The organism is Streptomyces auratus, assembly GCF_050433025.1.
Classification (GTDB): domain Bacteria; phylum Actinomycetota; class Actinomycetes; order Streptomycetales; family Streptomycetaceae; genus Streptomyces; species Streptomyces sioyaensis.
Genome location: NZ_JBNGCB010000003.1, coordinates 743,543 through 768,564, shown reverse-complemented (window position 1 = coordinate 768,564; position 25,022 = coordinate 743,543). Strand labels below are relative to the sequence as shown.

At 70.5% G+C, this 25,022-nt stretch carries 21 protein-coding genes and 2 pseudogenes; 10 read left to right on the top strand and 13 right to left on the bottom strand.

Annotated elements, in window-relative coordinates; translation table 11 throughout:
* Positions 1 to 4: 4 nt before the first annotated feature.
* Positions 5 to 703: a recombinase family protein gene (locus tag BKA18_RS23045; RefSeq protein WP_366044373.1), complete on the bottom strand. Its 699-nt coding sequence runs from the start codon at positions 701 to 703 to the stop codon at positions 5 to 7.
* 44 nt (positions 704 to 747) lie between these two features.
* On the opposite strand from BKA18_RS23045, the pseudogene BKA18_RS23040 reads away from it, so the two are divergent.
* The 4 genes and pseudogenes from BKA18_RS23040 to mgt form a co-directional block, all read left to right on the top strand.
* Positions 748 to 858, top strand: a pseudogene (locus tag BKA18_RS23040) (peptide-methionine (S)-S-oxide reductase MsrA); the annotation flags it as partial.
* A 364-nt stretch (positions 859 to 1,222) separates the two neighbouring features.
* The gene (locus BKA18_RS23035) at positions 1,223 to 2,236 is read left to right on the top strand and encodes a medium chain dehydrogenase/reductase family protein (protein WP_366044374.1); all 1,014 of its coding nucleotides are present in this window, start codon (positions 1,223 to 1,225) and stop codon (positions 2,234 to 2,236) included.
* Positions 2,237 to 2,848: 612 nt separating this feature from the next.
* Complete coding sequence (locus BKA18_RS23030) at positions 2,849 to 3,265, top strand: hypothetical protein (protein WP_366044375.1); 417 nt, start codon at positions 2,849 to 2,851, stop codon at positions 3,263 to 3,265.
* A 192-nt stretch (positions 3,266 to 3,457) separates the two neighbouring features.
* Positions 3,458 to 4,706 (top strand): annotated as a pseudogene (mgt, locus tag BKA18_RS23025) (macrolide-inactivating glycosyltransferase).
* A 160-nt stretch (positions 4,707 to 4,866) separates the two neighbouring features.
* Here the strand turns inward: mgt and BKA18_RS23020 are convergent.
* Entirely contained in the window at positions 4,867 to 5,694 is an 828-nt protein-coding gene (locus BKA18_RS23020; protein ID WP_366044376.1) for a helix-turn-helix transcriptional regulator, read from the bottom strand.
* Between the two features lie 227 nt (positions 5,695 to 5,921).
* Between BKA18_RS23020 and BKA18_RS23015 the strand changes: the two genes are divergently transcribed.
* The gene (locus BKA18_RS23015) at positions 5,922 to 6,659 is read left to right on the top strand and encodes an SDR family oxidoreductase (RefSeq protein WP_366044377.1); all 738 of its coding nucleotides are present in this window, start codon (positions 5,922 to 5,924) and stop codon (positions 6,657 to 6,659) included.
* Positions 6,660 to 6,696: 37 nt separating this feature from the next.
* Here BKA18_RS23015 and BKA18_RS23010 read toward each other — a convergent pair whose 3' ends face one another.
* Positions 6,697 to 7,296: an SLATT domain-containing protein gene (locus BKA18_RS23010; RefSeq protein ID WP_006603515.1), complete on the bottom strand. Its 600-nt coding sequence runs from the start codon at positions 7,294 to 7,296 to the stop codon at positions 6,697 to 6,699.
* Between the two features lie 304 nt (positions 7,297 to 7,600).
* Complete coding sequence (locus BKA18_RS23005; RefSeq protein ID WP_366044378.1) at positions 7,601 to 8,368, bottom strand: class I SAM-dependent methyltransferase; 768 nt, start codon at positions 8,366 to 8,368, stop codon at positions 7,601 to 7,603.
* 118 nt (positions 8,369 to 8,486) lie between these two features.
* Between BKA18_RS23005 and BKA18_RS23000 the strand changes: the two genes are divergently transcribed.
* Positions 8,487 to 9,089, top strand: a complete 603-nt coding sequence (locus BKA18_RS23000) for a TetR/AcrR family transcriptional regulator (protein ID WP_366044379.1) — start codon at positions 8,487 to 8,489, stop codon at positions 9,087 to 9,089.
* Positions 9,090 to 9,221: 132 nt separating this feature from the next.
* Here the strand turns inward: BKA18_RS23000 and BKA18_RS22995 are convergent, their stop codons facing one another.
* Positions 9,222 to 10,373 (bottom strand): baeRF10 domain-containing protein, encoded by a 1,152-nt coding sequence (locus BKA18_RS22995; protein WP_366044380.1) that lies wholly within the window; start codon positions 10,371 to 10,373, stop codon positions 9,222 to 9,224.
* Between the two features lie 304 nt (positions 10,374 to 10,677).
* Here BKA18_RS22995 and BKA18_RS22990 point away from each other — a divergent pair, with 304 nt between their 5' ends.
* Positions 10,678 to 11,703 carry an alpha/beta fold hydrolase gene (locus BKA18_RS22990; protein WP_366044381.1) on the top strand — a complete coding sequence of 342 codons (1,026 nt, stop codon included), beginning with the start codon at positions 10,678 to 10,680 and terminating at the stop codon, positions 11,701 to 11,703.
* 80 nt (positions 11,704 to 11,783) lie between these two features.
* Here BKA18_RS22990 and BKA18_RS22985 read toward each other — a convergent pair whose 3' ends face one another.
* Together BKA18_RS22985 and BKA18_RS22980 are read right to left on the bottom strand one after the other, a co-directional pair.
* Positions 11,784 to 13,766, bottom strand: a complete 1,983-nt coding sequence (locus BKA18_RS22985) for an alkaline phosphatase family protein (protein WP_366044382.1) — start codon at positions 13,764 to 13,766, stop codon at positions 11,784 to 11,786.
* A 323-nt stretch (positions 13,767 to 14,089) separates the two neighbouring features.
* Positions 14,090 to 14,641 carry a hypothetical protein gene (locus tag BKA18_RS22980; protein WP_366044383.1) on the bottom strand — a complete coding sequence of 184 codons (552 nt, stop codon included), beginning with the start codon at positions 14,639 to 14,641 and terminating at the stop codon, positions 14,090 to 14,092.
* A 310-nt stretch (positions 14,642 to 14,951) separates the two neighbouring features.
* Here BKA18_RS22980 and BKA18_RS22975 point away from each other — a divergent pair, with 310 nt between their 5' ends.
* The gene (locus tag BKA18_RS22975; RefSeq protein WP_366044384.1) at positions 14,952 to 16,328 is read left to right on the top strand and encodes a sensor histidine kinase; all 1,377 of its coding nucleotides are present in this window, start codon (positions 14,952 to 14,954) and stop codon (positions 16,326 to 16,328) included.
* Positions 16,325 to 16,972: a response regulator transcription factor gene (locus BKA18_RS22970; RefSeq protein WP_366044385.1), complete on the top strand. Its 648-nt coding sequence runs from the start codon at positions 16,325 to 16,327 to the stop codon at positions 16,970 to 16,972. The genes BKA18_RS22975 and BKA18_RS22970 overlap by 4 nt, the downstream gene beginning before the upstream one ends.
* Before the next feature lie 51 nt (positions 16,973 to 17,023).
* Here BKA18_RS22970 and BKA18_RS22965 read toward each other — a convergent pair whose 3' ends face one another.
* The 3 genes from BKA18_RS22965 to BKA18_RS22955 form a co-directional block, all read right to left on the bottom strand.
* Positions 17,024 to 18,259 (bottom strand): DUF2786 domain-containing protein, encoded by a 1,236-nt coding sequence (locus BKA18_RS22965; RefSeq protein ID WP_429638768.1) that lies wholly within the window; start codon positions 18,257 to 18,259, stop codon positions 17,024 to 17,026.
* A gap of 268 nt (positions 18,260 to 18,527) precedes the next feature.
* A complete protein-coding gene (locus tag BKA18_RS22960; protein WP_366044387.1) occupies positions 18,528 to 19,811 on the bottom strand; it encodes a L,D-transpeptidase in 1,284 nt (427 codons plus the stop codon).
* A 362-nt stretch (positions 19,812 to 20,173) separates the two neighbouring features.
* Positions 20,174 to 20,512, bottom strand: a complete 339-nt coding sequence (locus tag BKA18_RS22955; RefSeq protein ID WP_051006856.1) for a hypothetical protein — start codon at positions 20,510 to 20,512, stop codon at positions 20,174 to 20,176.
* Positions 20,513 to 20,620: 108 nt separating this feature from the next.
* Here BKA18_RS22955 and BKA18_RS22950 point away from each other — a divergent pair, with 108 nt between their 5' ends.
* Positions 20,621 to 21,013 (top strand): hypothetical protein, encoded by a 393-nt coding sequence (locus BKA18_RS22950; protein WP_366044388.1) that lies wholly within the window; start codon positions 20,621 to 20,623, stop codon positions 21,011 to 21,013.
* A 22-nt stretch (positions 21,014 to 21,035) separates the two neighbouring features.
* Here the strand turns inward: BKA18_RS22950 and hutH are convergent, their stop codons facing one another.
* The 3 genes from hutH to BKA18_RS22935 form a co-directional block, all read right to left on the bottom strand.
* Positions 21,036 to 22,580, bottom strand: a complete 1,545-nt coding sequence (gene hutH / locus BKA18_RS22945; protein WP_366044389.1) for a histidine ammonia-lyase — start codon at positions 22,578 to 22,580, stop codon at positions 21,036 to 21,038.
* 109 nt (positions 22,581 to 22,689) lie between these two features.
* Positions 22,690 to 23,802, bottom strand: coding sequence for a GGDEF domain-containing protein (locus BKA18_RS22940; RefSeq protein ID WP_366044528.1), 1,113 nt, complete (start codon positions 23,800 to 23,802; stop codon positions 22,690 to 22,692).
* A 309-nt stretch (positions 23,803 to 24,111) separates the two neighbouring features.
* The gene (locus tag BKA18_RS22935; RefSeq protein ID WP_366044390.1) at positions 24,112 to 24,912 is read right to left on the bottom strand and encodes an enoyl-CoA hydratase/isomerase family protein; all 801 of its coding nucleotides are present in this window, start codon (positions 24,910 to 24,912) and stop codon (positions 24,112 to 24,114) included.
* Positions 24,913 to 25,022 lie beyond the last annotated feature (110 nt).

The following is a 25,022-nucleotide window of genomic DNA, read 5'->3' as shown; positions in this document are numbered from 1 at the left end:
GGTTTCACAGCGCGAGCTTGAGCGACCGGCTCTGCCATTCGTTGCCGTGGACAGTCCGTACCCCTTGCTCTCGCCACGCGGCAAGAATGGAGTGGAGGGATTTTCGCGCGATCACGTCTCGCGCGGCCTGTGCGAGGTGCTGTGCCTCTTCAGGCTCAAGGGTCAGCTTGTCGTCCTGCCATCCGAATGGCCGTTTCCCACCGACCGGGATCCCCTCCTCCGCACGCCGCCGGTGCGAGCGACGCGTACGCCGCTTGATCTTGCGGACCTCTGCCTTCGCGATGACCACACCGAAGAGCCCCATGGACTCGACGTCTTCGTTGTAGAGGTCCTTGAGCCCCTTGGCGTCCGCGTACACCCGCCCGTCCTCGTAGGTCAGGGCGTCCACGAAACGCTCATAGTCACCGACACGCCGCACCAGCCGGTCGTCCGCCACGACGATCGCACCGCGCACCGACTGTCCGTCCGGGAGGTGCCCGACCTTGAGTGTCCTCAGCATGGCCTCGAAGTCGGGCCGCACGAGGCCGGCCTTGGCTGCGGAGAGGTCGTTGTCCGTGTAGTAGTGAACGATCTTCAGCCCCAGCGCGGACGCTGTCTCGTCGTTCACCTTGTGCTGGTCGTCGACCCCGTGGCCGTCCTTGGCCAGGTCTGCGGAGATCCGCGCGTAGGCCACTACCGGCACTAACTGAGCGTCGTTGGTCATGCCACCCCCTGTCATCGCATGAAATACTGCATGAAGAGAGTACGTACCACCAGCAGTACTTGGACAAGAACCCGGCGGGGTACTGCGGGATCGGGGGGACGGGGGTGAGCTGTCCGGTGGGGATCGCACCGGCGCCGGAAGGCACAGAGCAGTAGAACGCTCCCGCCAAACCAGTCCAGGCGCGGGAGCCACACTTCCTCTCCCTCACTCGTTCGAGCGGAGGGAGAGCACTTGTGCCGGATACGCTGACGCACGGGATCAGAATCACGCCCATGGGAGTAGCCATGACCACCTCCTCCGAGATTTCGGCAACGGCCCCCGACCGAGATGCCTGCGCCGTATGGACGCCGCCGGCGGCTGGTTCTACTTCCTTGTGGCACCGCGTGCCCCGCAGAAAGACCGGAGCAGCGGTGCAGCGCTTCGAAAGGTGCACACACTCAGTGGGGTGCGGTCCCGTAGTGATCAGGGCTGCGGGACTGATCGGATGCAGGGACGGCGCGGCCTACGTAGGCTGACTTCATGAAGCGCGTCGTCGTCGACCGCTTCGGCGGGCCCGAAGTTTTGAGGGTGGCTGAGGACGACGATCCCCTCCCGGGGCCCGGTGAAGTGTGCGTCAGGGTGCTGGCGGCCGGTGTGTCGTTCACCGATGCCCAGCTGCGCGCCGGCACGTACCTCGGCGGGCCGAAGCCGCCCTTCACGCCCGGTTACGAGCTCGTTGGCGTGGTCGAGGAGCTCGGTCCGGGGTGCTGGAGGCTGCGAGAGGGAGACCGCGTCGGAGCGCTGACGGTATGGGGCGCCGACGCGGAGCGCGTCTGTGTGCCGGAGGCGTACGCGGTCGAGGTGCCCGAGAACCTCGATCCGGCGGAGGTCGTGAGCCTCGTCTTTCCCTACATGACCGCCTACCAGCTGCTGCACCGCACGGCGATGGTGAAGAGAGGGGAGACGGTGCTCGTGCACGGTGCGGCCGGCAGGGTGGGCACGGCGGTCCTCGAACTCGGAGCGCTGGCCGGGCTTCGCCTCTACGGGACCGCTTCAGCTCGTGACCGCGCCGTGGTGGAGCGGCTCGGCGCGGTGGCGATCGACTACCGCAATGAGGATTTCATGGCTCGGGTGCGCGAGCTGACCGGGAATGGCGTGGACGTTGCGCTCGACGGGATCGGTGGCGCGGTGTCGCTTCGCTCCTTCCGCGCGCTGCGGCCCGGCGGAAGACTTGTCGTCTTCGGCCGCTACGCCACGCTCGCGCATGGGCACAAGAATTGGCGAGCGGTGATCGAGTGGTACGCGGCTACTACGAGCGTCGCGATCTGGGGCCTGCTCTCACCCCGCCGACGGGTGCTCTCCTACCGGATCCAGAAGCTGCGCATCCGCCACCAGGACTGGTTCCGCGAGGACTTCCGCGTACTGCTCGAACTTCTTCGCCGTGACGAGATCCACCCGGTCGTGGCCGAGCGCCTGCCGCTGACCGACGCTCGTCGCGCTCACGAACTCCTCGACCGCTCGGCAGCCACCGGAAAACTCGTGCTCGTGCCCTAGGGGGTGTCCGCTAAATCCCGTCGTCCGCCCGGAGGGCGGGGCTCGCGGCGTCTGGTGCACTCCGCTCGTTGCACTCGCTTCGTCTCGGCTCCTCGAAAGGGCCACCGGATGCCGAGCGCGATCGCAAGGCGGAGGGTCGTCCTCGTAGTGGGTCTACGTGGATGATCCCGACAACGCAGCATGGGGGTCCGCCCGCGCCCTTAAGGCGTGGGGGAGTGCGTGCCAGGCGTCGCGAGCCAGGCGGGACTTTGCGGACAACCCCCTAGCGCCCCGGTCAGAATCCATGTCCCCAGCTGGTTCTTCCCGTTTCCCTCCAACGCCGGAAAGTGCCGCCGCTGAAGGGATTTGACGTCCATGCCATGAGGGGCTCAATGGGTCACATGGCAGAACGGGCTCGGCGGGACGGGGGTGAGCTGTCCGGTGGGGGTGGCGCCGGCGCCGGACGGGGACGAGTAACTTCCGGCTCAGTACGTCAGTGGTCCCTGGGAGCTTTGCTCTGCCCTGGGCCGCAGAGGGTTGTCCGACATCGATCATCAGCCGCCTTGAGATCCTTTTCGGCCAGGAAGCCAGGGCGGCTCGCTAGATCGCACACGTCTCGTCACCATGGAGACCATGGCGACTTCGGGGGCGAGAAGCGGTCGGCTCGGCGGCTTGGGGCAATGGTGGGGCATCATCGCGGCGGCATTGCTGGTCGCCGCATGGATCAACAGGGCAGCGGGGCCGGCGATTGTCGCCGCTCTGTCAGCCCTGGTCCTGATCTGGTCTCTCTTCCAGGCGCCGGTGACATGCGGCGCCCCCGTCAGGGGGCGGGAAGACGGCTGCCGTAACAACGCGACCGGAATCCTTCTGGGCTGCCACATCCGCCAGCACCGTTGGCAGAAACTCAAGATGCTGATCCTGCGTCGTCAGGTCCGCGCCTTCTGCTCGGGACTGTTCACGGACGGCAAGGCCACCCTCGTAACGCTGGCTGCGATCGGCAGTTTCCTCTCCGGTCTCGTGGCCTTCATCCCCGGCGTGGCTCTCAATTGACCACACTTGCGGCCATCCACCGCAACTGGCACAGCGCAACGGGATGCTACGTCCGGGATCTCCATCTGCCTCACGGGTGAATGGCCTTCGCCCCTGATCACGGACACGCCGTTGTCGCTGACGAGCGCCGGCCTGGGCTGAGTAGCAGCACGAGCAGAAGCTCTCTCCGCCGGCGCCGGTACCCGAAATACGTTGCACGAGACGTATCGTCTCTCCTACGTTCGTGGCCATGACGAACCCTGTGTCCCCTACACGCGCCCATATCGCCATGTTCTCCATCGCCGCCCACGGGCACGTGAACCCGAGCCTCGAAGTGATCCGCGAGCTCGTCGCCCGTGGGCACCGCGTCACGTACGCGATCCCGCACGTTTTCGCGGAAAAGGTTGCCGAGACCGGCGCCGAGCCGGTGCGGTACCGCACCACGCTGCCCTCACCCGACGACGATCCGTCGGCATGGGGGAGCACGCTCCTCGACAACGTCGAGCCGTTCCTGGACGACGCGATCCAGGCGCTGCCGCAGCTCATCGCGGCGTATCAGGGGGATGAGCCGGACCTCGTGCTGCACGACATCGCCTCGTATCCGGCGCGCGTCCTCGCTCGCCGCTGGGGCGTGCCCGCGGTCTCCCTCTCGCCGAACCTCGTGGCATGGCAGGGGTACGAGGAGGAGGTCGCCGAGCCGATGTGGGCGGAGCCCAGGGCGACCGAGCGCGGCAGGGCGTACTACGAGAAGTTCACCCACTGGCTTGCGGAGAACGCGATCAGTCAGCACCCCGACGCGTTTGTCGGCCGTCCCGACCGCTCGATCGTGCTCATCCCGAAGGTCCTGCAACCGAACGCCGACCGGGTCGACGAGGAGGTGCACTCCTTCGTCGGCGCCTGCCAGGGCGACCGCGCCGCACAGGGCGACTGGGAGCGGCCCGCGGACGCCGAGCGCGTGCTGCTGGTCTCACTCGGCTCGTCCTTCACCAAGCAGCCCGGTTTCTATCGCGAGTGCGTCAAGGCGTTCGGTGACCTGCCGGGCTGGCACCTCGTGCTCCAGGTGGGCAAGCACGTCACCGCCGACGAGCTGGGGGAGGTGCCCGGAAATGTCGAAGTGCGCACCTGGGTACCGCAGTTGGCGATCCTGCGGAAAGCTGATGCCTTCGTCACCCATGCCGGCGCGGGTGGCAGCCAGGAGGGCCTGGCCACCGCCACGCCCATGGTGGCCGTCCCGCAGGCCGTCGACCAGTTCGGCAACGCGGACCTGTTGGAGGGGCTCGGCGTGGCCCGCCACGTTCCGATGGACCGGGCGGACGCCGCCACCCTCCGCGCCGCGGTGCTCGCGCTCGTCGACGACCCGGAAGTGAAGCACCGCCTCGCGTCCATCCAGCGGGACATGGCCGCCGAAGGCGGCACCGGGCGCGCGGCCGACCTCATCGAGGCCGAACTACGCCGCGGGTAAGGGCGTCCCCGCAGTGCACCGACGGAGGGGTGGTCACCCGCAGCTCGCCCCCTCCCCCGCCATCGACTGCGGCACCCCGGCTCGTCACCCCCATGGGGGCGGCGGGCAGCGGCGGTCAGCGGTGGCGTGCGGTCGGTGGAACTACCACCGGCGCTCCCCTTCATCCGCCGGGCACGAACGGGTCAGCGTCGGCCCGTTCGCTGCCCTCGACATAGACCACCAGCGTCTGTTCCGGCTGTTCGGCCAGGTGGAAGGCGGTGTAGGCGTACTCGACCGGTCCGCGTGCCGGGTGCCGTAGCCGTTTGCGTCCACCGCGCCGGGCCTGCACCTCGTGCTGGCGCCACCAGGCCCGCGCTTCCGGGCTCGCCTCGTTCAACTCATCGATCAGCCGCCTGTATCGCGGGTCAGCGGGGTGGCGTCCGGCCTGCGTCCGGAGCCGGGCGAGCAGGCCGCGTGCCTCGGGTTCCCAGTCGACCACGACGTCCCGGGCCACCGGTTCGAGAAACATCCAGCGGACGAAGTTGGCCGGCCGCTCCGCCTGGTTGCCGAGGAGCCGCGGGAACAGCTCGTCGGCCGCCCGGTTGTGACTGAGCACGTCATAGGTGCCGCCGATGATGTACGCCGGGTTCGGCTGGAGCAACAGCGGCACGGCTGCCACCTCGTCCTTGAGCGGCTCGCGTTCCTCGGATGCAGCGGCAGCCGCGTGACCGGCGAGTTGGAGAAGGTGAGCGCGCTCGGGCCCGTCGAGCCGCAGTGTCTCGGCCAGAGCGGTCAGCACCTGTTCGGAGACGCGGATCTCCCGGCCTTGCTCCAGGTACGTGTACCAGGTGGCGCTGATCCCGGCGAGCAGTGCCAATTCCTCCCGGCGAAGCCCCGGAGTCCGGCGGCGAGCGGTTGGAGGCAGGCCGACCTCGTCCGGAGTGAGGCGCTCTCTTCGGCTGCGCAGGAACGCACCCAGCTGACGGCGTCGGTCCGGCTGCAGCGGCATGGGGAGAACTCCCGGTTCCAGAATAAATGCATTCTGGATACCAGGTTAAGCCTCCCGGAGACTCGTACTCGTAGGCGTACTCGTACGCGAGTACAGGCCGTTGCGGTGCCGACGGCCTTAATCCATGGGCAGGTGGGAGTCCGGCCGCCCCGGGCAACGGCTCGACGCTCTTCCACGAGTCGCCGCCCGGGCTTCAGACCCTGCGCTGAAAGGGAAAGGAAGTCCTCATGTCCGGAATCGAGGGCAAAGTGGTGGCGATTACGGGAGCCAGCAGCGGTATCGGCGAGGCGACCGCGCTGCTGCTCGCCGAACGCGGCGCGCAACTCGTTCTCGGCGCGCGCCGGTCCCGGCGTCTGGCGGCGCTGGTGACCCGGATCGAGAAGGCGGGTGGCGCGGCCGTGCAGATCCGCACCGACGTGACCCGGCGGGACGACCTGCACGCCTTGGTCGCGCTGGCCGAAGAGCACTTCGGCCGGCTCGACGTCCTGGTCAACAATGCCGGAGTCGGCACGATTTCGCCTCTGGACGATCTGCGCGTCGAGGAGTGGGACCACATGATCGACGTCAATGTGAAAGGTGTGCTGCACGGCATCGCCGCCGCGCTGCCGGTCTTCCGCGCACAGGGCACCGGGCACTTCGTCACCACCGCCTCGACTGCTGCCTTTCGCATCGTCCCCGCCATGGCGGTCTACGCCGGCAGCAAGTTCGCGGTCCGGGCCATCTGCGAAGGGCTGCGTCAGGAGGCCGGCGACTCCCTGCGGGTGACCACGGTCTCGCCCGGTGCGACGGCCACCGACTTCGCCGAGGCATCGACCAACAGGCGGGTCAGAGCGGAGATCACGAAGATGCGGGACGACATCGCCATACCGCCCGACGCGATCGCCCGTGCCATCGCGTTCGCCATCGAACAACCCGCCGCTGTCGATGTGAGCGAGATCGTCGTCCGTCCCACCGCGCAGAGCTGACCCCTGCGACGCGGCGATCGCCGGGACACCGGACGGGTCAGCCGGCGATGCTGCGCCCGGGTAACTCACCCACCATGGCTCGCACACCTTCCAGGTTCTGATGGAACTCGCTCAGCCATTCGGCGGTCTCGCCTTCCAAGGTCTCGTGCAGGGCGACCACGAGACCCGTAATGATCTCTCTCGCTTCTTCGATCAGAACCGATTCATCCCGCTGACCTCCTCGCCAGTCCGCCAGCAGCATGGACCACCTGATTTGACACCCCTTCAGTGCGGACAGAATTTTGGTGGCGGAGACCATGTACCTCCCCCAGGCGGACGAGAAGCCGAAGCCTTTGTCCAGAAGGAGGAAGCCACCAGCAAGTCCAAGAACCACGTACCCGGACTCGGTGGGAATCGCTCCCCCGGACAAGATCGACACCGCAGGGGTGACAGTTCCGAGGGTCAGACCGGCGATGGACAGAGCGCGCAGGACCTTGGAGGCGGCAGCCTTGCTTCTCTTTTCCTCCATGTACCATTCGTAAGCCTTGAGGGACTCTTCTTCCATCCACCTGAAGAGGAGGTCGTACGCATCGAGTACGGAATCTCGCCCCTCAGGCATGACGGGAGCCTTGGTGGCGGTGATGTTGATTTGCGCCATTACCCGCACTCGCCCTCCCCGCAACTACCGGCCAAGGCATTCCTTTCGAGTACAGCAATCATCCGGAGTCGAATTCCTCTGTCGCCGGTACGTCCCCCCTGCATGCCCTCGCGCTGCCCGCGGGCCAAGAGCCGCCCCCCGTATCACCTCTTCGGGACGAGGGACCCCCGACCATCCTTCGGTCCGCCTGGTTCCGGAGCAGGTGCAGCGTCAGTGCGCATGACGTTGAGGGTACGGAAATTGGCACTCCCTGCGCTGTCGTTCCGGATGCTTTCCCGAGAAGTCTGGCAACCGTGACGCCCGGTCAGGGCCCGCCCGTTCGCGTTGCGGTGACCGTCACCGTCGCGTAGGACATCGTGAAGCTGCCGCCGAGTGCGTCGATGGTGGAGCCGACGTGCTGCAGGACCTCTGCCATTTTGTCCGGTGGGAGTTGAGTGAAGACGCCATGGGTGGGGAGTTGGTCCAGCCATGCGTCACGGGTGTAGGAACACTCCCAGTCGAATCGCCACTGTTCCGGGGGGTTGAACCTTCCCGTCTCGCGGATTCCGTCGGCGGCCTTGGTGAGCAGGGGTCGGTAGCCGTCCAGGGCTTGCTTGGTCGGCGTCCGGAGGTTGAACGGCGAGTCGGGCATGACTCGTTGGCAGGCCGCGGCGGCGGCTTCGGCCACGTCGGACGGGGGCTGGCCCACGTTCCAGAACGCTGCCAGGCGGCCGCCGGAACGCAGTACCTGCGCCGCCTTGGCCGCGGCGGCGGCCGCGTCCAGCCAGTGCCAGGTCTGCCCGGAGATGACGGCGTCGAAGTCCCGGCCGGCCGGGTCCCAGGCTTCGAACGCTGCGACCTCTGCCGCGAGTTGGCTGCGCCGCGCCAGGTCGACCATCCGTGCGTCGACGTCGACCCCGAGCACCTTGCAGCCGGCTGCCTGGAACTGCCGGGCGGCGATGCCGGTGCCGCAGCCGACGTCGAGGACCTCGGGGCCGGGGCTGCCGGCGACGATCGCCGCCACCAGGGCGTCGGGGTAGCGGGGGCGGGCGCGGTCGTAGCGTTCGGCGTCCGAGCCGAACGACTCGGCCATCAGCCGGTGTTGATGAGGCTCATTCCCGGAGCACGGTAAAGTGGGCATGCGCCCACTATGGTGGGCGAGTGCCCACTCGTCAACGGGTGGGACCGGGACGAGGGAAGGCGGTGGCACGGTGCCGACAGGGGTGGCCATGCGGGACGCGCGTGAGCAGTTGTTCGGCGCCGCCGAGCGCGTCCTGCTCCGGGACGGGCCGAACGCGCTGACCAGCCGAGCGGTCACCACGGAGGCAGGGTGCGCCAAGGGCCTCCTGCACCGGCACTTCGCCGATTTCGACGATTTCCTCGCCGAGCTGGTACGCGACCGCATCGCCCGGATCGACGCCCAGGCCGCCGCCCTGCGCGACTCCGCGGGGACCGGCACCGTCGCCGGCCACCTCACCGCTGCGCTGACGGCCCTGTTCGAGTCGGTCGCCGTGCGGATCGTCGGCCTCGTCACCTTCCGGGACGAACTGCGCGCCCGACTGCGCCGGACCACGCCCACCGGCATCCCGGTCCTGGCGGAAGCCACGGCCATGGTCGCCTCCTACCTCACCGCCGAGCGGGAACGGGGCCGCATCGCGGCGGACGCCGACATCGACACGCTCGCTCCCACGTTGATCGGGGCGGGCCATCTGCTCTTCGCCGATGGGGAAGGGGGGCCGCCGGAGGTCGGAGCCGTGCAGAAGGTCGTGACGACGGTGATTGCGGGTGTGGTGGAGGGCGGGCCGGTGCCTTGAGCGAGCCGGTGCCGTGAAGGGGCCGGTGTTGTGGGGCGGCCGGTGTCCTGAAGGGGCCGTTGCCGTGGGAGATTGCCGCGATGGCTGCGATGTGCCACGCGGTCGCGGGCACAGGGTGAGGGGGCCGGCGCACTACTTCGTAGCGGTGGGCTGCGGAGGTAGTGCGAAGCGCAGCAGGGCGCCGGTCTGCGGGGTGCGGAGTTCCGTTTCCACGTCGAGGTGGCGGACCTCGCCGCCGTCGTCGATGACGGCCTCGGTCAGTTCGTCGATGACATCGGGAACCTCCCGCAGCGGCTCCCCGCAGAGCGGGCAGGCCCCCGCCGACCGTGCAAGCAGCCTGTCCTGGTCGCAGACGGCCCCCGGGGCGGCGGACTCGCCGTCCACGGCCAGCGTCCGGATCGCGGCCAGCGACCCCGCCCACAGTGTCTCGTCGAGCCCGACGGCGCCGAGCCGCCCGGCCCCCTTGGTCTGCAGGATCTCGTCGGCGAGCCGCCGCTGCTCCTCATGTGCGTGGGCGGAGACGAGCTCCTGCACCTTCTGCTTGATGTCCGCGGACGTCGCGGTCTCGCGGTCGACGGTGAAGCTGCCGACGAGCCGGTTCCGCAGGTCGAGGGGGAGGAAATCGAGGAAGACCGGCACCTCATGGGGATGGCCGCCCACGACGAGCACGTCGTAGCCGCCGCTCCCGAACAGTTGCTTGAGCTCACCGACCACCCGCCGGTAGTGCTTTTTGCTCAGCTCGTCGGCCTTGTTGCGGACCCCGTACTCGGCCCACCCCGCCGCGAAGTTGGGCTTGCGCAGCGTACGGTCGCGGATCGCCTCCAGCTCGCGGGCCTGGTCCAGGTAGTACTCCCAGACCTGGGCGGTGCCCTTGTCCACGAGGACCGCGCAGGTGCGGTAGTACTCGTCGAGCACGCCGAGCAGCGGACGGACGTAGGGATCGGCGTCCACCACGATGCGTTCGTGGCCGTTTCGCGGCAGCCACACCTCTTCGTAGACATCGTTGCCGCTGCAGGAGAAGACCGCGACGGTGCCCGGTTCGACGGGCTCCGCGCCGAGGGACTTCTCGATCTTCGCGATGTCGTCGCGGAGCGAGATCCGCACATCGTGCTCCCGTTTGCGGTCCTCCGCGAGCGGCCGGATGCGGTCCAGCAGGCTCGCCACGCGGGTGGTGAACTCACGGCGGCCGGGCGGGCCCGGTGCCACCGGAACGTAGAGGGAGACCAGCGGAAGTCCATTGCCGCCCAGCTGGAGGATCCGGTCGACCTGCCCTTGGGTGATCATTGGCGCTCCTCCGCTCGATGAGCCCTCGCTTCCAGGTAACGGGGTGTGCAGGGGCGCGGCAACCGCAGGGGACTCCGCAGGGTCCGCTGGTGACGGGCTTGCGATCCGGCCACTCCGCCGCGTCAGGGCCGATGACGGCTCGTTCGGGGCTGACGACTCTCCGTATGGGGCTGACGCGATATGCGCATCCCTGGGGAGATCATGGACGGTGGTGGACGGCAGTGACGGATGGCTTTGGCGCGTCCGTGTGCATGGCGATGGACCTGGCGGAATTCTCCGGTACGAGCATTCACGAGGGAGTGAGATGAGTCGATCCGGCATTGTCCGCCGGGGCGGTTGCGGTGTGCGCGGAGGAATTCTCGGGCCGGCCGGAATTCTGGTCGCGGCTGCGCTGCTCGGCACGGCGTGCAGTACCTCCGCCACGCACTCCGCCCTCTCGGCGGACGCGAGCTCCGATTCGTCGACGTCCTTTGCGCGGCTGGTCGATGTCGGTCCGGGGCGCACGATGTATCTGGAGTGCCACGGCAGTGGGTCTCCGACGGTCATTCTTGTGCCAGGGCTCGTCGCCGCCGCTGATACCTGGAGATATGTGAGAGGCCCTGCCGGCGCGCTGAAGGCCGGCAGCTCGGCCGTGTATCCCGGAGTGGGGCGATTCACCAGAGTCTGCTCCTACGATCGTCCCGGAACGGCACGGGAGGGCGGGAAGGTCACCACCTCGACGTCGGTCGCTCAGCCCACGACGCCGCGCGGTGACGTCGCGGACCTGCACACGCTGTTGACAACGGCGAAGGTGCCCGGCCCCTATGTGCTGGTGGGGTGGTCGGCAGGCGGGCCGATCGTCAGGATCTATGCCGGCGAGTATCCGCATGAGGTGTCCGGCCTCGTTCTCGTGGACGCCGAGACGGAATTCCTGCAATCGCGGCTCACGCCGGGGCAGTTCGCCACTTTTCTGGCGCTGGAGCGCCGCGACGACAAGAAGCGCATCGCCCAGTGGAAAGAGGTGGAAAGGCAGGATCCGGTGACCGTGTTCCGGCAGGTGCGGGCCGCTCCGCCCGCGCCGAAGGTGCCGGTGGTGGTGCTGACCGGGGATGAATTCGACGCCCGTGCATTCCGTGCTCGTCTGCCGGCCGGCGCCCCGGCGAACTACCCACAGGTCTTCTGGCGGGCGCAACTCGCCTCGCAAGGAGATTTGGCGCGGAAGTTTCCCGGAGCGCGGCACGTCACGAAGACCAGGAGTGACCCCAACATCCAGAACAATCAGCCGCAGCTCGTCATCGATGCGGTGCGTGAGGTGGTCGAGAAGGCCCGTGGGCAGCAAAGCGGCAAGTAGAGCGTTTGAGGGGGCGGGTTCGTATCGGGCCCCCGGCCCCCGCCGCCTGCCGTGCGGCGGGGGCCGGGGGGCGTCGGCGGTTACCGGGCGGCCGGGGACACGGTGGAGTCGGGGTGCGGGCCGTATGCCTTGAGGAAGCGGTCGCGGAAGGTGTCCATCCGCCAGACCGGGGCCTGGTGGCCGGGGTTCAGGCTGGGGGTCCAGTGCCAGTTGGAGATCCGCTTCAGGACGTCGGGGTCGTGGGCGACGAGCGCGACCGGTACGTCCCGGCTGGCGTGGTCGCCGGAGACCTTCGCGACGGGCTGGTGGTCGCCGAGGAAGACGAGCACGGTGTTCTTGTTGCCGTACTTCTCGACGTACGAGATCAGGCTGTTGAGGGAGTACTGGATGGACTTGCCGTACTCGGTGCGCACCCGGTCGGTCTGCTGCCACACGTCCACGGGGTTCTTGCCGGCCTTCTCGATGGAGCGGTAGACGGAGCCGTCGCCGACCTTGTTCCAGGGGAGCGTCTTGGGGAGGGGTGCCCAGGGGTTGTGGCTGGAGGTCAGGATGATCTCGGACATCAGCGGCTTGTCGTGCGGCCGGCCGTGTTCCAGGCGCTGGAAGGCCGAGAGGCTGTACTGGTCGGGCATGGTCGACCAGCTGAACTTGGGCCCCTTGTAGCCGAGTTCCCGTGAGTCGTAGACGTGGTCGAGGCCGTACCACGAGGCTTCCGGCCAGCCCTTGGTGACGCCGGGCATGATTCCGACGGTCCGCCAGGCGCCGGTGCGCCGGAAGGCCTTGGTGAGGGTGAGGTGATCGCCCGCGGTGACGGTGCGGTAGCGCTGCTGGTTGTCGATCCACAGGCCGGACAGGAAGGTGGAGTGCCCCAGCCAGCTGCTGCCGCCGTAGGTCGCCGAGGTCAGCCAACCGCTGCGGGCCGAGTAGCCGGCCGCGCGCAGCCGCTTGGTCCCCTTCGCGAGCACCGCGTCGACCCCCGGCGCCATCAGCGGGTCCTGGACCGCGCTGCGGCCGTAGCTCTCTATGAAGGTGAAGATGACGTCCTTGCCGCGCAGTCCGGTCAGCAGCTTGCTGCCCGGGGTGCTGCCGTACGGGTCGTGGGCGGCCACCCGGGCGAACTCCCGCTCGTCCTTGAGGGTCGCGCTCACGCCGTCCATCCGGGCCTGGACGAGGTCGGAGGTGCTCCGGGAGGCGACCGGCGCACCGGCGATCTGCAGGCCGAGCGCCGCGGAGAGGACCCAGGCGGTCCCGAGGACGAGGGTGGTGCCGGCGGCCGTGGCGCGGTGGCGGGCCATGAGGTTGCTGAGCCGGACGACGGCCAGCGCCGTGAGGACCAGCAGGGCGAGCACGAGGACCACGGCCGCGATCTCGACGCCGAGCGCGCCCGCCCGGCCTATCGAGTCCTGGAGGAAGGAGGCGCCGTCGCCGAGCAGGGGCCAGTCGAACACCACGTTGAACCCGCGGCCCAGCGCCCCGATGAAGCCGATGTCGAGGACGTCCAGGACGGCCAGCAGGGCGAGAACCACCCCGGCGAGGACCGCTGCCACCCGCCGTACCGTCTGCGGCAGGACGAGCAGCAGGGCGGCACCGGCTATCCCCTCCACCGGGATGCGAACGAACTCGGCGGGGGTGAGGCGGGCAGGATCGTTCGGCAGGAGGAGGGTGACGAGCACCAGGGCGGCGGCCAGGGCGGTGGTGGTCCATGCCAGCGTACGGGCGGCGGCCGGGTGCCGGTCGCGCCAGCCGGGGGCGGGGCGTGCGGCGGAGTCGGGCTCGGGGTCGGTGGCCGCTTCGGGGCCCGCGGCCGCTTCGGGGCCCGCGGCCGCTTCGGGGCCCGCGGCCGCTTCGGGGCCCGTGGCCTCACTCGCGACGGTGTCGTGTTCCGGCGTCGCTTCCCCGGCGTCCGGCGTCGCTTCCCCGGCGTCCGCCGTCGCTTCCCCGGCGTCCGCCGTCGCTTCCGCGGCGTTCAGCGCGGACTCCGGGAGGCCGTCCGGTGGCAGGTCCTCGGTCGCGGTGTTCCGCTCCTCCTGAGGCAGTGGGCGAGAGCTCGTGGTGTGCGACACCCGAAGGTCCTTCCGTGCGAGGCCCGGTAGTGGCACGGCGGACCGGACTCGGGAGGTCGGCGCCGTCGATAGCTGTACGGGCGGCCGGCCGGTTGTGTTCATTCCGCAGGTCGTCGGCCTGGGAGGCGGACGGGGAGCGAGGGCGAACCGGGGTGGTATGTCGTGAATGTGTGGTGCGAGCCGGAAGAGCGGTGGATGGCGGGTGGCGCAACGGAGCGGGACGGGACAGTCCGGGCCGTCCCCCGATCGGCCCGGACCGTCCCGCCCGGTGTGTGACGACCGTGCCGCCCGGTGTGTGACGACCGGGCCGCCCGGCGCCCCGCTCAGACCGCGGCAGGCTGCTCCCTTCCCGCCGGGTCGGCGGGGGAATTGCGAATGCGGCGGCGCTTTGTCACCAGGACCGCGGTCCGGGTCAGGACCATGGCAAGGGACATGAAAACAAAGGCATTTGCGTAGACGTCCGGCCCGCTGAGCTCATTGTCGATGCTGAAGCGGATCAGCCCCTCGGTGAACCAGTGCTCGGCACCGTAGGCGAAGAGCACGCGGGCGCTGGAAAGGACGATCCAGACGAGGGCGTAGCCCACCCCTCCGGTGGTGTAGATGAGGCCGTCGGCGCCGCGGTGGGCGGGGAGCAGGGCGCCCGCCACCAGGCCGCAGATCACGCCCACTCCGACGCCGATGAGCTGCAACGAGGGTGCATTTCCCGAGGTCGGGAAGGAGTGCACGAAGATCACGATGATGACGGCGACCGCGAGCACGGAGCGCACCATGCGCATATTGGTGACGCGGCGCCGGCCGAGGTCGGTCGCCAGGATGATGGCGAGGATCGTGCCGCCGGCGATGAGTGCAGTGACGAACTGACTCAGGTGGTTCATGGAAATCGGGGCCCTTCCGCAATTCTGCGATACGTGTCATTTCGGCGGCGTCCGCGATATCCCGCACAGCATTCCCCCTGCGGCTTTCGGCCTCCGCGTTTCGCCGTCAACGACGCTATGGCCGCGGACCGTTGCCGCGGGACGACCGGCCGGTGGATTCGGGTGTCCACCGGCCGGTGGACAGTGCGGTGGAGGACGGCAGGAGAAGGTGACGGGGAGGGTGATAGGACTGTGGCCGGTCGCGCGAGGCGCGGTGACGCCCGCGCCCCGGTGCGGGGCGATCGGATGCAGTCGGATGCAGGGGGATACCGTGAGGCTTGACGCGCGGCGCGCGGCGGAGGCGCGGGTGCGCTGGTTCGGGCTGTGGGACAGCTACTTCGTGATCTGCTACCTGCTCACCACGGGGCTGGTGTTCACGTCCGAAGTCCCCCAGGGCCACCGGGTCGTCGCGATCGGCGCGCTGACGCTGATCGTTCCCTGGTACGCGGGGATCGGGCGGCCCTTGATGCGGCACCGTACGAGCAACCGGCGCAACACCCTCTTCGCCGCCGGGCTCTTCGTGCTCTTCGGGGTGGCGGCAGCGGTCGATCTGATGAGCGCGTTCGCCCTGTTCGCGCTGGTCCCGATGCTGATGATGAGCCTGGCGGCCCGGGCGGCCGTGGTGACCGCCGTGCTCGGCAACCTCGTCCCCGTGACGGTGCTGTTGCTGCAGGGCGGTGGCGCCGCGGGCCCGCTGGTGCTGTTCGTGCTGCTGGTGTCGCTCCTGGGCATCGCGCTGTCCGTACTCCTCGGGCTGTGGATCAAGAGGGTGGTACGGCAGAACGAGGAGCACGCCGCACTGATCGAGGAGCTGCGCCAGAACCGCGAGCAGGTGGCCCGGCTGTCGCACCAGGCCGGGATCTCCGCCGAACGTGAGCGGCTCGCGCGGGAGATCCATGACACCCTCGCGCAGAGCCTGATCAGCATCATCAGCCTGGTGCAGGCGGTCGATGCGGAGGTGGATACCGCCCCCGCCGCGGCCCGTGAACACCTCGCGCTGGTCGGGCGGGTGGCCAAGGAGAGCCTGGTGGAGGCCCGTGCCTTCGTCGCCGACCGGACGCCCGCGTCCTTGCAGGAGAGCTCCTTGGCCCAGGCGCTGCGGCGGCAGGCGGACGGGCTGACCGCACAGTCCGGGCTGCTGGTGCGGTTCGCCGTCGAGGGGACGGAACGGCCGCTGCCGATGGCGGCCGGTGTCGTCCTGCTGCGTGCCGCGCAGGAGGCCGGCGCGAATGTCCGTAAGCACGCCGAGGCCCGCACGGTGGACATGGTGCTCCGGTTCGGCGAGGGGCAGGTCGCGCTGCGGGTCGCCGATGACGGCAAGGGATTCGCCACGGAGCAGGGCGAGTTCGCCGCGGCGGAGGAAAGCGGCGGGAGTGTCCCGAGTGGCGGTGCCGACGAGGGCGAAGGCGGGGGCTTCGGGCTGCGGGGGATGGCGGCGCGGGTGGCGGAGACCGGAGGCGTGATGAGTGTGGTGAGCGAGCGGGGCGCGGGCACCGCCGTGGAGGTGAGGATTCCGTTGGCGGGAACGGTGGACGACGCGGACACGAGCCCGGACGCGGCCCGGACGGACGCGACCAGGACAGACACGGACCGTGCCGGAGCACTCGGGAAGAGCCTCGCCGGAGCGCTCGGAAAGGGCCGCCGATGACCGGCATGGAAGCCACCGCTGCCGCCGCGGTGCGGGTGCTGCTCGCCGATGACCATCCCGTCGTGCGCGAGGGCCTGTGCGCGATGCTCGCCTCCGATCCGGGGATCGAGGTCGTCGGGCAGGCGGGTTCCGGGGAGGAGGCCGTGGCGCTGACACAGCGGCTGGTGCCGGACGTGGTGCTGCTCGATCTGCGGATGGGCGGGATGGACGGGGTCGGCGCGACCGGGCACATCCGGCGGCAGACGCCGCACACCAAGGTCGTCATCGTCACCACGTACGAGGACGACTCCGACATCCTGCGGGCGGTGGAGGCGGGCGCCGCCGGCTATCTGCTCAAGGGCAGTTCACGGGCGGAGCTGACCGGCGCCGTGCACGCGGCGGCGCGCGGGGAGACCGTGCTGACCCCTTCGCTGGCCGGCAAGCTGTTCCGGGCGCGGACGGTGGAGGCACCGCTGCTGTCCGGCCGGGAGTGCGAGGTGCTGCAGTGGGTCGGCCAGGGCCTGACCAATGCGGAGATCGGTCGGAAGCTGTTCATCGGTGAGGCCACGGTCAAGACGCATCTGCTGCGGGCGTTCAAGAAGCTGGACGTCTCGGACCGGACGGCGGCGGTGATCACGGCGCTGGAGCGCGGGTTGCTGTCGTAGGGCCTGATCCACGGAGATCGAAGAGACACCCCCTGGGCCGGGTCCGCCCCGTCACCCCTCCCCCAGCCGGGCCCGGTCCGCTGCCGCTCTGCCCTGGTGCCAGCCGTCCGCGTCGCGTACGCCGCGCAGGCGGACCGGGGCGGTGTCGGGGAAGAGCGCGCCGGTGGTCTCCTCGACGGCCAGGTCGCGGGCGGCGAGGACCGGGCGGAGGTCGGGGGCCGTGGGGGCCGACTCGGCGGAGGCGGTGGCGGTCGCCGTGGCCGTGGCCTCGGCGAGCCGGTCGCGGATGCGGTCGGCGTAGGCGACGAGGAAGGTCTGGCGGAAGTCCCGGGTGCGGCGGGAGCGGCCGCGGGGCGTACCGCCCTGCTCCTTGAGAGCGCGAGGGAGATCGTCGGCCGCGCGGTGCATCGCGGTGGTGGCCTGGAGCAGCAGCGAGGTGTAGAGCATCTCGGCCGCCTCCAGGTCGGGGGCGAAGCCGACGAGGGTGGAGAAGCCGACGTCGGCGGCCCAGACGGCCCGGCAGCGGTTGGCGGCCGCGACCGCGTCGAGCAGCAGCGCCTTGGCCTGTTCGTACGGGCCCTCGATGCCGATCCGGACCGCTGACGGGCCGGCGGTCCGCCCGCCCCGGGGGCCGTCCGTACGGTCGAGGAGCGCCTCGTCGATGCTGTGCCGGGCCATCAGCTCCTGGGCCTTGGCGGACAGCGCCTCCGCCTCCTCGGCGTAGTCGGTCGCCTCGGCCTTGGCGAGCAGTCCGCGGATCCGGCCGAGGGCACGGTCCGCGGCGGCGCCGGGCGGGCCGCTCTTCCCCGCGGTCCGCGGCGGAGCCGGCAGCGGGGTGATCCGGGGCAGCCGGGCGAGCGTGCGCAGCGCCGCCAGCACGTCGTACGCGGTCTCGAAGCGGGAGGTGCGGCGGCGGGCGGCCAGCGCGTCGAGATAGCCGCCGTCGGACGCCCACCAGACCTCGGCACCGAGGTCGCGCAGCTGACCGGCCCAGCGGGGGTCCTGCGGGGGCCGCGCGGCGGGCGGCCGGGCCGCCTCGGCCGCGACGGCATCGACGACCAGGGCCGCCAGGGTGGTGCCGGGGGCCTCGCGCCGTACGATCCGCTCCAGGTCGGCGGGGTACCAGCCGCCCGCCCAGCACTGCCGCACCCCGGCCACGGCGGCGGCGACCACGGCCGCGCTCACCGCCTCCCAGCCGGCCTCGGCCGCGGCCAGCATCGAGGCGCCGGCCTCGATGGCGTCCTCGGCCGGCTCGCCGTCCGGCGCGTAACGGACGCTGCCGAGCACCTGCCCGACCAGTTCACCGGCCGCCGACGACGACGGCCCGCCGCGCCCATCTCTTCCGCGCTCGCTCACCCGCTCAACTGTACGGAGGACGGCGCCGCTCCCACGCTCCGGGACAGCAAGCCCGACGCCCGGCGCGCCCCCTTCAAGGGCGACACCGGGCGTCGGTCCGTGCACGGGTGGGCGGCGGCCCCGGCGCACGTCCCGCGCCCGGTCCGCCGCCTCACCCCTCGCCGTCACCCCTCGGCGTCACCGCCGCGGGGCCGCGAGGTCAGTTGACCGCGCTGCCGGCCACCCACTGCGACCAGGCCATGTTCCAGCCGTTGAGGCCGTTGTCCGGCTTGACGGTCCGCTCGGGGGAACTGAGCACCTTGACGACATCGCCGGTCTGCGAGTGGTCGAAGAACCATGCCCCGTCCGTCTTGCCGTCCTTGGCGCCCTTGACGTCCTGGAGGCCGATGCAGCCGTGGCTGGTGTTGGCGTGGCCGAAGACGCCCTTGCCCCAGTAGTTGCCGTGGATGAAGGTGCCGGACGACGTCAGGCGCTGGGCGTGCGGCACATCGTGGATGTCGTACTCGCCCTTGCCGCTGCCCTTCTTCTTGAAGCCGACGGTCGAGCCGTCCATCCGGGTCTGCTTGAACCGCTCCGAGATGACCATCTGGCCGTTGTAGGTCGGGTGGTCGTCGGCGCCGGCCGAGATCGGCAGGGTCTTGATCGTGCGGCCGTCGCGCACCACCGTCATCTCGTGCTTCTTGGTGTCGACGGTGCTGACCTGCGAGTGACCGACCTGGAAGCCGACGGTCTTGTTCTGGATACCCGTGACGCCCGGCGAGGCCTCGACGCCTGCCAGGCCCAGGGCCATGGTGACCTTGGAGTTCGCCTTCCAGTACTCCTGGGGGCGGAAGTCCAGCCGCTTGTCGCCGAACCAGTGGCCGACGACCGGCTGGTTGCTGTCGTCGGAGACCTTGATCGCGGACTGCACGGCGGTCTTGTTCGTGACCGGCTTGTCGAAGTTGACCGACACCGGCATGCCGACGCCGACGGTCGAGCCGTCCTCGGGCGTGAAGTTCCCGATGAAGGTGTTCGTCGGGGAGACGGTGGTGAAGGTGGAGTTCTCCACCGCCGTGCGGCCCTGGGCGTCCACGGCATGCGCGGTGACCTTGTACTTCGTCGCACGGTTCAGCGGCTGGTTCGGCTTCCAGGAGCTGCCGTCGGCCGAGAGCGTGCCCTCGACGGGCCGCTTGGCGTCCACCGAGGTCATGGCGACATCGGTGAGCTTTCCGTTGCTGACCGTGACCAGGGCGTCGCCGTTGATGCCCGCGTCGGTGGACCCGTCCGCCGGGAGGATCTTGATCCTGGCGTCGGAGGCGTCCTTCGCGGCCGCCTGGTCCACCTGCTGGGTGTTCTCGTGACGGGTGCCGTCGGTGCCACCCGTGCCTCGGTCGGCCGCACTGCTGCCGCCACACGCTGCAAGCGTGAGTACGCCCCCCAGCAGCGCGGCGCTGGCCGTAAGGCGTTTGCGACGCTTGCTGTCCGTTATCACACGCATCTCCATTGCTACCGGTTTCGCACGTATCCCCGAGCGAGCTGCCAACTGAACGCAGGCATATCTGGACGCAGGCATTCCGGCCGACGCCATAGAAACGCCTTGTCCGTTTCGCCGGTTCCATGCCTGAACAAAGTGTGGGGTAGGACACGTATCGGCCCGATGCCGGTCAGAAGGTGATCACGGTGAGAAATCGGGCCCTCTGGGGTCGGACATCGGGCTCTCTGTGGTCAGACGTCGGGCTCACCGCGGTCGGAAAACGGGCTCTGCGACGTAGTCGGCCCCCGTACGGCGGGTGCCGTACGGGGGCCGGGGTCGTCGGTCGGGCGAGCGCGCCGGCGGGAGGGGGCGCGGCGCGGGAGGGGTGCCGGTCAGCCCTCCCCGTCGGCGTCGTCGGCCAGATCCCACTCCGCCGCGTCCCACTCGGCGTCCGGGTCGTAGTCGGTCAGCTCCTCGCTGCTCCAGGAGGCCTGCGCGAGTTCGGTCCCCGGCACCGCGGTGACCAGGTCGAACGGGTCGATCAGATGGGCCAGCGCGTCCGCCGGGTCCCCCTTGACCGCCTCCAGGGACTGTCTGCGCTCCTCGTCGGGGAGCGAGGGGTCCTTGTCGATGTGGTCGACGGCGGCGCCGGTCAGCCGGCGGGTGTCGGTGATCTCCATGATCAGTTCGACATGAAGCCGCACAAAACGTGATGTCTCGCCATTGCTCATAGCACGGAGGTTAGGCATGGACGGGTCCCGACTTCCCCGCGACCCGCGGCTGTCATTAACATCTGAGGTCAACGGCCAATTCGCCGACCCACAAGGGGGATCGCATCCGTGACGGCACGACGACCACTGCTGACCGCCGCGGCCGCGGGATCGGTGCTGTTCGCCCTGTGGTTCGTACCGTCCGCCAATGCCACCGCGGAACATGACGGAGTGACAGATTCCCGTCCGCGGGCGGCCTCCGTGCCGGCCGGGTCCGAGGTGGCCGACCGGGCCGGGGACCAGGCACCGGGCGGCGATTCCCGGTCCGCGACGACCACCGCGCACGACGGCGCCCGGTACGCCGATGCCGACCGCCACCGGTCCGGCATCGCACCGCACTTCCTCGCCGATACCGGCAGCCCGGACACCACGCCGTACGTGATCGGGGGCACCGCCTGCCTCGCGCTCGGCGCCGGCCTGGTCAGCTACTCCGTCCGCCGCACCCGCGACGAGAGCGGCTGAGAGCGGCGCCCCCTCCTGCTGGTTACGCCAGCTCGCCGGTGACCGACTCCACCGCCGCCACCAGCTTCCCGTCCCGCACGAACGCATACGCGCCCGCCAGGTCGGGGGCGAGGAAGCGGTCGTCGCCCGGTCCCTCGATGCCCGCGCCGCGCACCGCGTCCAGCACGGCACGGGTGGCGGGGGCCGGCACCAGGCCCTCGCGCATCTCGATGGCACGGGTCGCCGCGTAGAGCTCGACGGCGATGACCCGGGTCAGGTTGTCGACCGCGGTGCGCAGCTTGCGCGCCGCCGACCAGCCCATCGAGACGTGGTCCTCCTGCATGGCGGAGGACGGGATGGAGTCCACCGAGGCCGGTGCGGCCAGCCGCTTCAGCTCGCTGACCAGGGCGGCCTGGGTGTACTGGGCGATCATCAGGCCGGAGTCGACGCCCGGGTCGCCGGCCAGGAAGGCGGGCAGCCCGTGCGAGCGGTTCTTGTCGAGGAGACGGTCGGTACGGCGCTCCGCGATCGAGCCCAGGTCGGCCGCGGCGATGGCCAGGAAGTCCAGGACGTAGGCGACCGGAGCGCCGTGGAAGTTGCCGTTGGACTCGACCCGGCCGTCCGGAAGGACGACGGGGTTGTCGACGGCGGCGGCCAGCTCGCGGTCGGCGACCAGCCGGGCGTGGTCGAGGGTGTCCCGGCCGGCGCCGGCGACCTGCGGGGCGCAGCGGATGGAGTAGGCGTCCTGGACGCGCGGGGCGTCGTCCTGGAGGTGGCCGGTGAAGCCCGAACCGGCCAGCACCTTGGACATGTTGGCGGCCGCGGCGGCCTGCCCGGGGTGCGGGCGGATGGCGTGCAGCTCGGGCGCGAGGACCTTGTCCGTGCCGAGCAGCGCCTCCAGGGACAGCGCCGCGGTGATGTCCGCGGAGGTGAACAGCCGGGCGAGATCGGCGCAGGCCATCACGAGCATGCCGAGCATGCCGTCGGTGCCGTTGAGCAGCGCCAGGCCCTCCTTCTCGCGCAGCTCGACGGGCTCGATGCCGTGCGCGGCCAGCAGCTCTCCGGCCGGGCGGACCACGCCGTCGGGGCCCTCCGCGTCGCCCTCGCCCATCAGCGTCAGCGCGCAGTGCGAGAGCGGTGCGAGGTCGCCGGAGCAGCCGAGCGAGCCGTATTCGTGGACGACGGGGGTGATGCCGGCGTTGAGTATCGCGGCCATCGTCTCGACGACCAGGGGGCGGACACCGGTGTGCCCGGAGGCGAGGGTCTTGAGCCGGAGGAACATCAGCGCACGGACCACCTCGCGCTCGACCTGCGGGCCCATGCCGGCCGCGTGCGAGCGCACGATGTTGCGCTGGAGCTGGACCCGCAGCTCGGGGCTGATGTGCCGGACGGCCAGGGCCCCGAAGCCGGTGGAGACGCCGTAGACGGGGTCGGGCTTGGCGGCGAGTTCGTCGATGAAGGCGCGGGAGGTGGCGACGGCCGCGAGGGCCTCCTCGGACAGCTCGATCCGGGCCGCACCGCGGGCCACCGCGATGACGTCCTGTGCGCTCGTGCCGGACGTCCCCAGCACCACAGTGTGCATATCCATATTCAGGCACCCTAGAGACTGAATCGCCAGATGTCACCACCGGATTTCGGGATCACCCCCGACCCGGGGGCGCAGCCCGCCGAGCCGGGGCGCGGGGCGCGGCGCACCCTCATCGCCGGAAGCGCCGGCGCTCCGGCCCCGGCCGCCGGTCCGGGGCGTCCGCGAGCCGGACGACCGGATCGTCCTTGCCGCCGTGCCGCCCGGCGACCACCGGCTCGCCGGACCGCGCCGCCTTGGCCTTGTACTGCGCGGCGTCCGCGAGCCGGAAGAGCCGCCGGGGGCTGCGCACCTCACCGATCGGATCGCCGGTCGAGGCGACACCGACCGCTACCCCTTCACCGAGGTCCAACTCCCCTGCCCGGTCGCACAGTTCACCGGCCACCTTGACCACCTCGTCGGCCGGCGGGCCCACCGCCAGCAGACAGAACTCGTCGCCGCCGAGCCGGGCGGCCAGGGTGCCCGGCAGCATGGCACCGCACAGCGACAGCACCGAGCCGAAGCGCTCCAGCAGCCGGTCGCCGACCGCATGCCCGCGGGAGTCGTTCACCCGCTTCAGCCCGTTCAGATCACACACCACCAGGCTGACCACCACCTCGTCGCTGCGGTGCAGCTCCAGCGCCTCGTCCAGCCGCATGTCGACGGCGCGGCGGTTGGCGAGACCGGTCAACGAGTCCGTGAACGCCAGCCGGCGCACCTCCGCGAGCCGCTCGGTCTGGGCGATCCCGGCAGCCGTCACGGCGGCGAGCACACCGGCGAAGTCGGCGTCCGCCCGGCCGAAGACCGGCTCCCCCGTACGCCGCGCGACATACAGCTCGCCCCACGCCCGGCCGTGCAGCACGATCGGCGCGACCACACAGCAGCCGCGACCCCGGCGGCGCAGCGCGGCCACCCGCTGGGTATTGCCCCGGCCGCCCTCCCGGCCCTCCTGCGCCGGGGCGCCGGCCGGCCCCTCGGCGGCCTCCACCCAGGCGCTGGACTCGCCGCCGCCCGCCCACTGCTCGTGCACGAAGCCGGCGATCTCCGGGAACTCGTGGACCGGGTAGCTCTCGTCGTCGGGGAACTCCTCCTCGCCGTCGGCGAGTTCGCCGGTGTTGACCAGCACCCGCAGCTTCCCCAGCTCACGCTCCCATTTCGAGATCGCCGCGAAGGAGCCGCCCAGGGCCTGGCACACGCCCTGGGCCGCGGCGTGCGCCGATTCGCGCGGCGTGTGGGCGGCCGCCATCGCCTGCGCCAGCTCCACCACGGCCCGCAGCCTCGCATCGCCCTCGCCCGTCACCGGATCCTCGCATTCCGTCACCGTGAGCACGCTCTGTATTCCAGCGTAGGAATGTTTAACCCCTTCCGCCCCTTCCGGTACGCGTTCGACACCCGGGCGCCCCGCGCGTCGGCCCTGGTCGGGGCGGGACGGGTGACCCTCCGGTGAGGCCTTGCGGGCAGGTCTTACGGTGCGTCACCGGGGCGGTGCGTACGACGCCACCCCGTCCGCGGTCACCGCCCGCCCGCGGTCACCGTTCGCCGGCCCGACACCGGTTCACTCGCCGGGCCACTGCGGTTCCCGCTTCTCGTTGAAGGCCGCCACGCCCTCCGTCCGGTCCCCGGAGAAGGCCACACTGCGCCAGGCGCCGTCCTCCAGATCCAGGCCGGTCCGCAGGTCCAGTCCGTGCCCCAGCCGCATCGCGCGCTTGGCGGCGCGCAGTCCGAGCGGTGAGTTCCGGGCGATCCGGGCCGCCAGCTCCAGCGCCTCGGCACGGTCGCGCCCCTCCTCGACCAGCTGGTCGACCAGGCCCAGCTCCGCGGCCTCGGCCGCCGGCACCCGCCGCGCGGTGAACACCAGCTCGGCCGCCCGCGCCGCGCCCACCCGGCGCGGCAGCAGCTGGGTGCCCCCGCCGCCCGGGATGACGCCCACCGACACCTCCGGCAGGCCGACCGTCGCCGTACCGTCGGCCACGATCAGATCGCAGGCCAGCGCCAGCTCGTAGCCGCCGCCGAGCGCAAAGCCGTGCACCGCGGCGATGGTGGGCATCGGCAGTTCCAGTACGCCCGTGTAGGCGGCGCGGGTGCGCGGGCGCTGCCGCATCAGCTCCGCGTCGGTGAGGGAGTTGCGCTCCTTGAGGTCCGCGCCGACACAGAACGCCCGCTCGTGGGTGGAGGTGAGGACCACCGCCCGCACGGAACGGTCCGCCGCCAGCTCGTCGCAGGCCTGCGCCAGACTGTCGGCCATGGCCGTCGACACGGCGTTCATGGCCCGGGGACGGTCCATGATCAGTTCCGCCACGTGGTCATGGCGCTCGATGGCGACCCAGCCGTCCGCGCCGAACCGTTGCTGTGCCATGCAGCCCTCCCTGTTAACGGACGTTGACCTGACGGAGGGATCATGTCAGGTACGCGCCTCGGGGCACAGGAGGGGGCAGGGGCCGAGGGGAGGGCCGTACGCGCCCCCGA

Excerpts from the sequence above, each read along its gene's own strand:
- BKA18_RS23045 (WP_366044373.1), bottom strand. The coding sequence starts at position 703 with ATGACCAACGACGCTCAGTTAGTGCCGGTAGTGGCCTACGCGCGGATC.
- BKA18_RS23035 (WP_366044374.1), top strand. The coding sequence starts at position 1,223 with ATGAAGCGCGTCGTCGTCGACCGCTTCGGCGGGCCCGAAGTTTTGAGG.
- BKA18_RS23030 (WP_366044375.1), top strand. The coding sequence starts at position 2,849 with ATGGCGACTTCGGGGGCGAGAAGCGGTCGGCTCGGCGGCTTGGGGCAA.
- BKA18_RS23020 (WP_366044376.1), bottom strand. The coding sequence starts at position 5,694 with ATGCCGCTGCAGCCGGACCGACGCCGTCAGCTGGGTGCGTTCCTGCGC.
- BKA18_RS23015 (WP_366044377.1), top strand. The coding sequence starts at position 5,922 with ATGTCCGGAATCGAGGGCAAAGTGGTGGCGATTACGGGAGCCAGCAGC.
- BKA18_RS23010 (WP_006603515.1), bottom strand. The coding sequence starts at position 7,296 with ATGGCGCAAATCAACATCACCGCCACCAAGGCTCCCGTCATGCCTGAG.
- BKA18_RS23005 (WP_366044378.1), bottom strand. The coding sequence starts at position 8,368 with ATGGCCGAGTCGTTCGGCTCGGACGCCGAACGCTACGACCGCGCCCGC.
- BKA18_RS22995 (WP_366044380.1), bottom strand. The coding sequence starts at position 10,373 with ATGATCACCCAAGGGCAGGTCGACCGGATCCTCCAGCTGGGCGGCAAT.
- BKA18_RS22990 (WP_366044381.1), top strand. The coding sequence starts at position 10,678 with ATGAGTCGATCCGGCATTGTCCGCCGGGGCGGTTGCGGTGTGCGCGGA.
- BKA18_RS22980 (WP_366044383.1), bottom strand. The coding sequence starts at position 14,641 with ATGAACCACCTGAGTCAGTTCGTCACTGCACTCATCGCCGGCGGCACG.
- BKA18_RS22970 (WP_366044385.1), top strand. The coding sequence starts at position 16,325 with ATGACCGGCATGGAAGCCACCGCTGCCGCCGCGGTGCGGGTGCTGCTC.
- BKA18_RS22960 (WP_366044387.1), bottom strand. The coding sequence starts at position 19,811 with ATGGAGATGCGTGTGATAACGGACAGCAAGCGTCGCAAACGCCTTACG.
- BKA18_RS22955 (WP_051006856.1), bottom strand. The coding sequence starts at position 20,512 with ATGAGCAATGGCGAGACATCACGTTTTGTGCGGCTTCATGTCGAACTG.
- hutH (WP_366044389.1), bottom strand. The coding sequence starts at position 22,580 with ATGGATATGCACACTGTGGTGCTGGGGACGTCCGGCACGAGCGCACAG.
- BKA18_RS22940 (WP_366044528.1), bottom strand. The coding sequence starts at position 23,802 with ATGGCGGCCGCCCACACGCCGCGCGAATCGGCGCACGCCGCGGCCCAG.
- BKA18_RS22935 (WP_366044390.1), bottom strand. The coding sequence starts at position 24,912 with ATGGCACAGCAACGGTTCGGCGCGGACGGCTGGGTCGCCATCGAGCGC.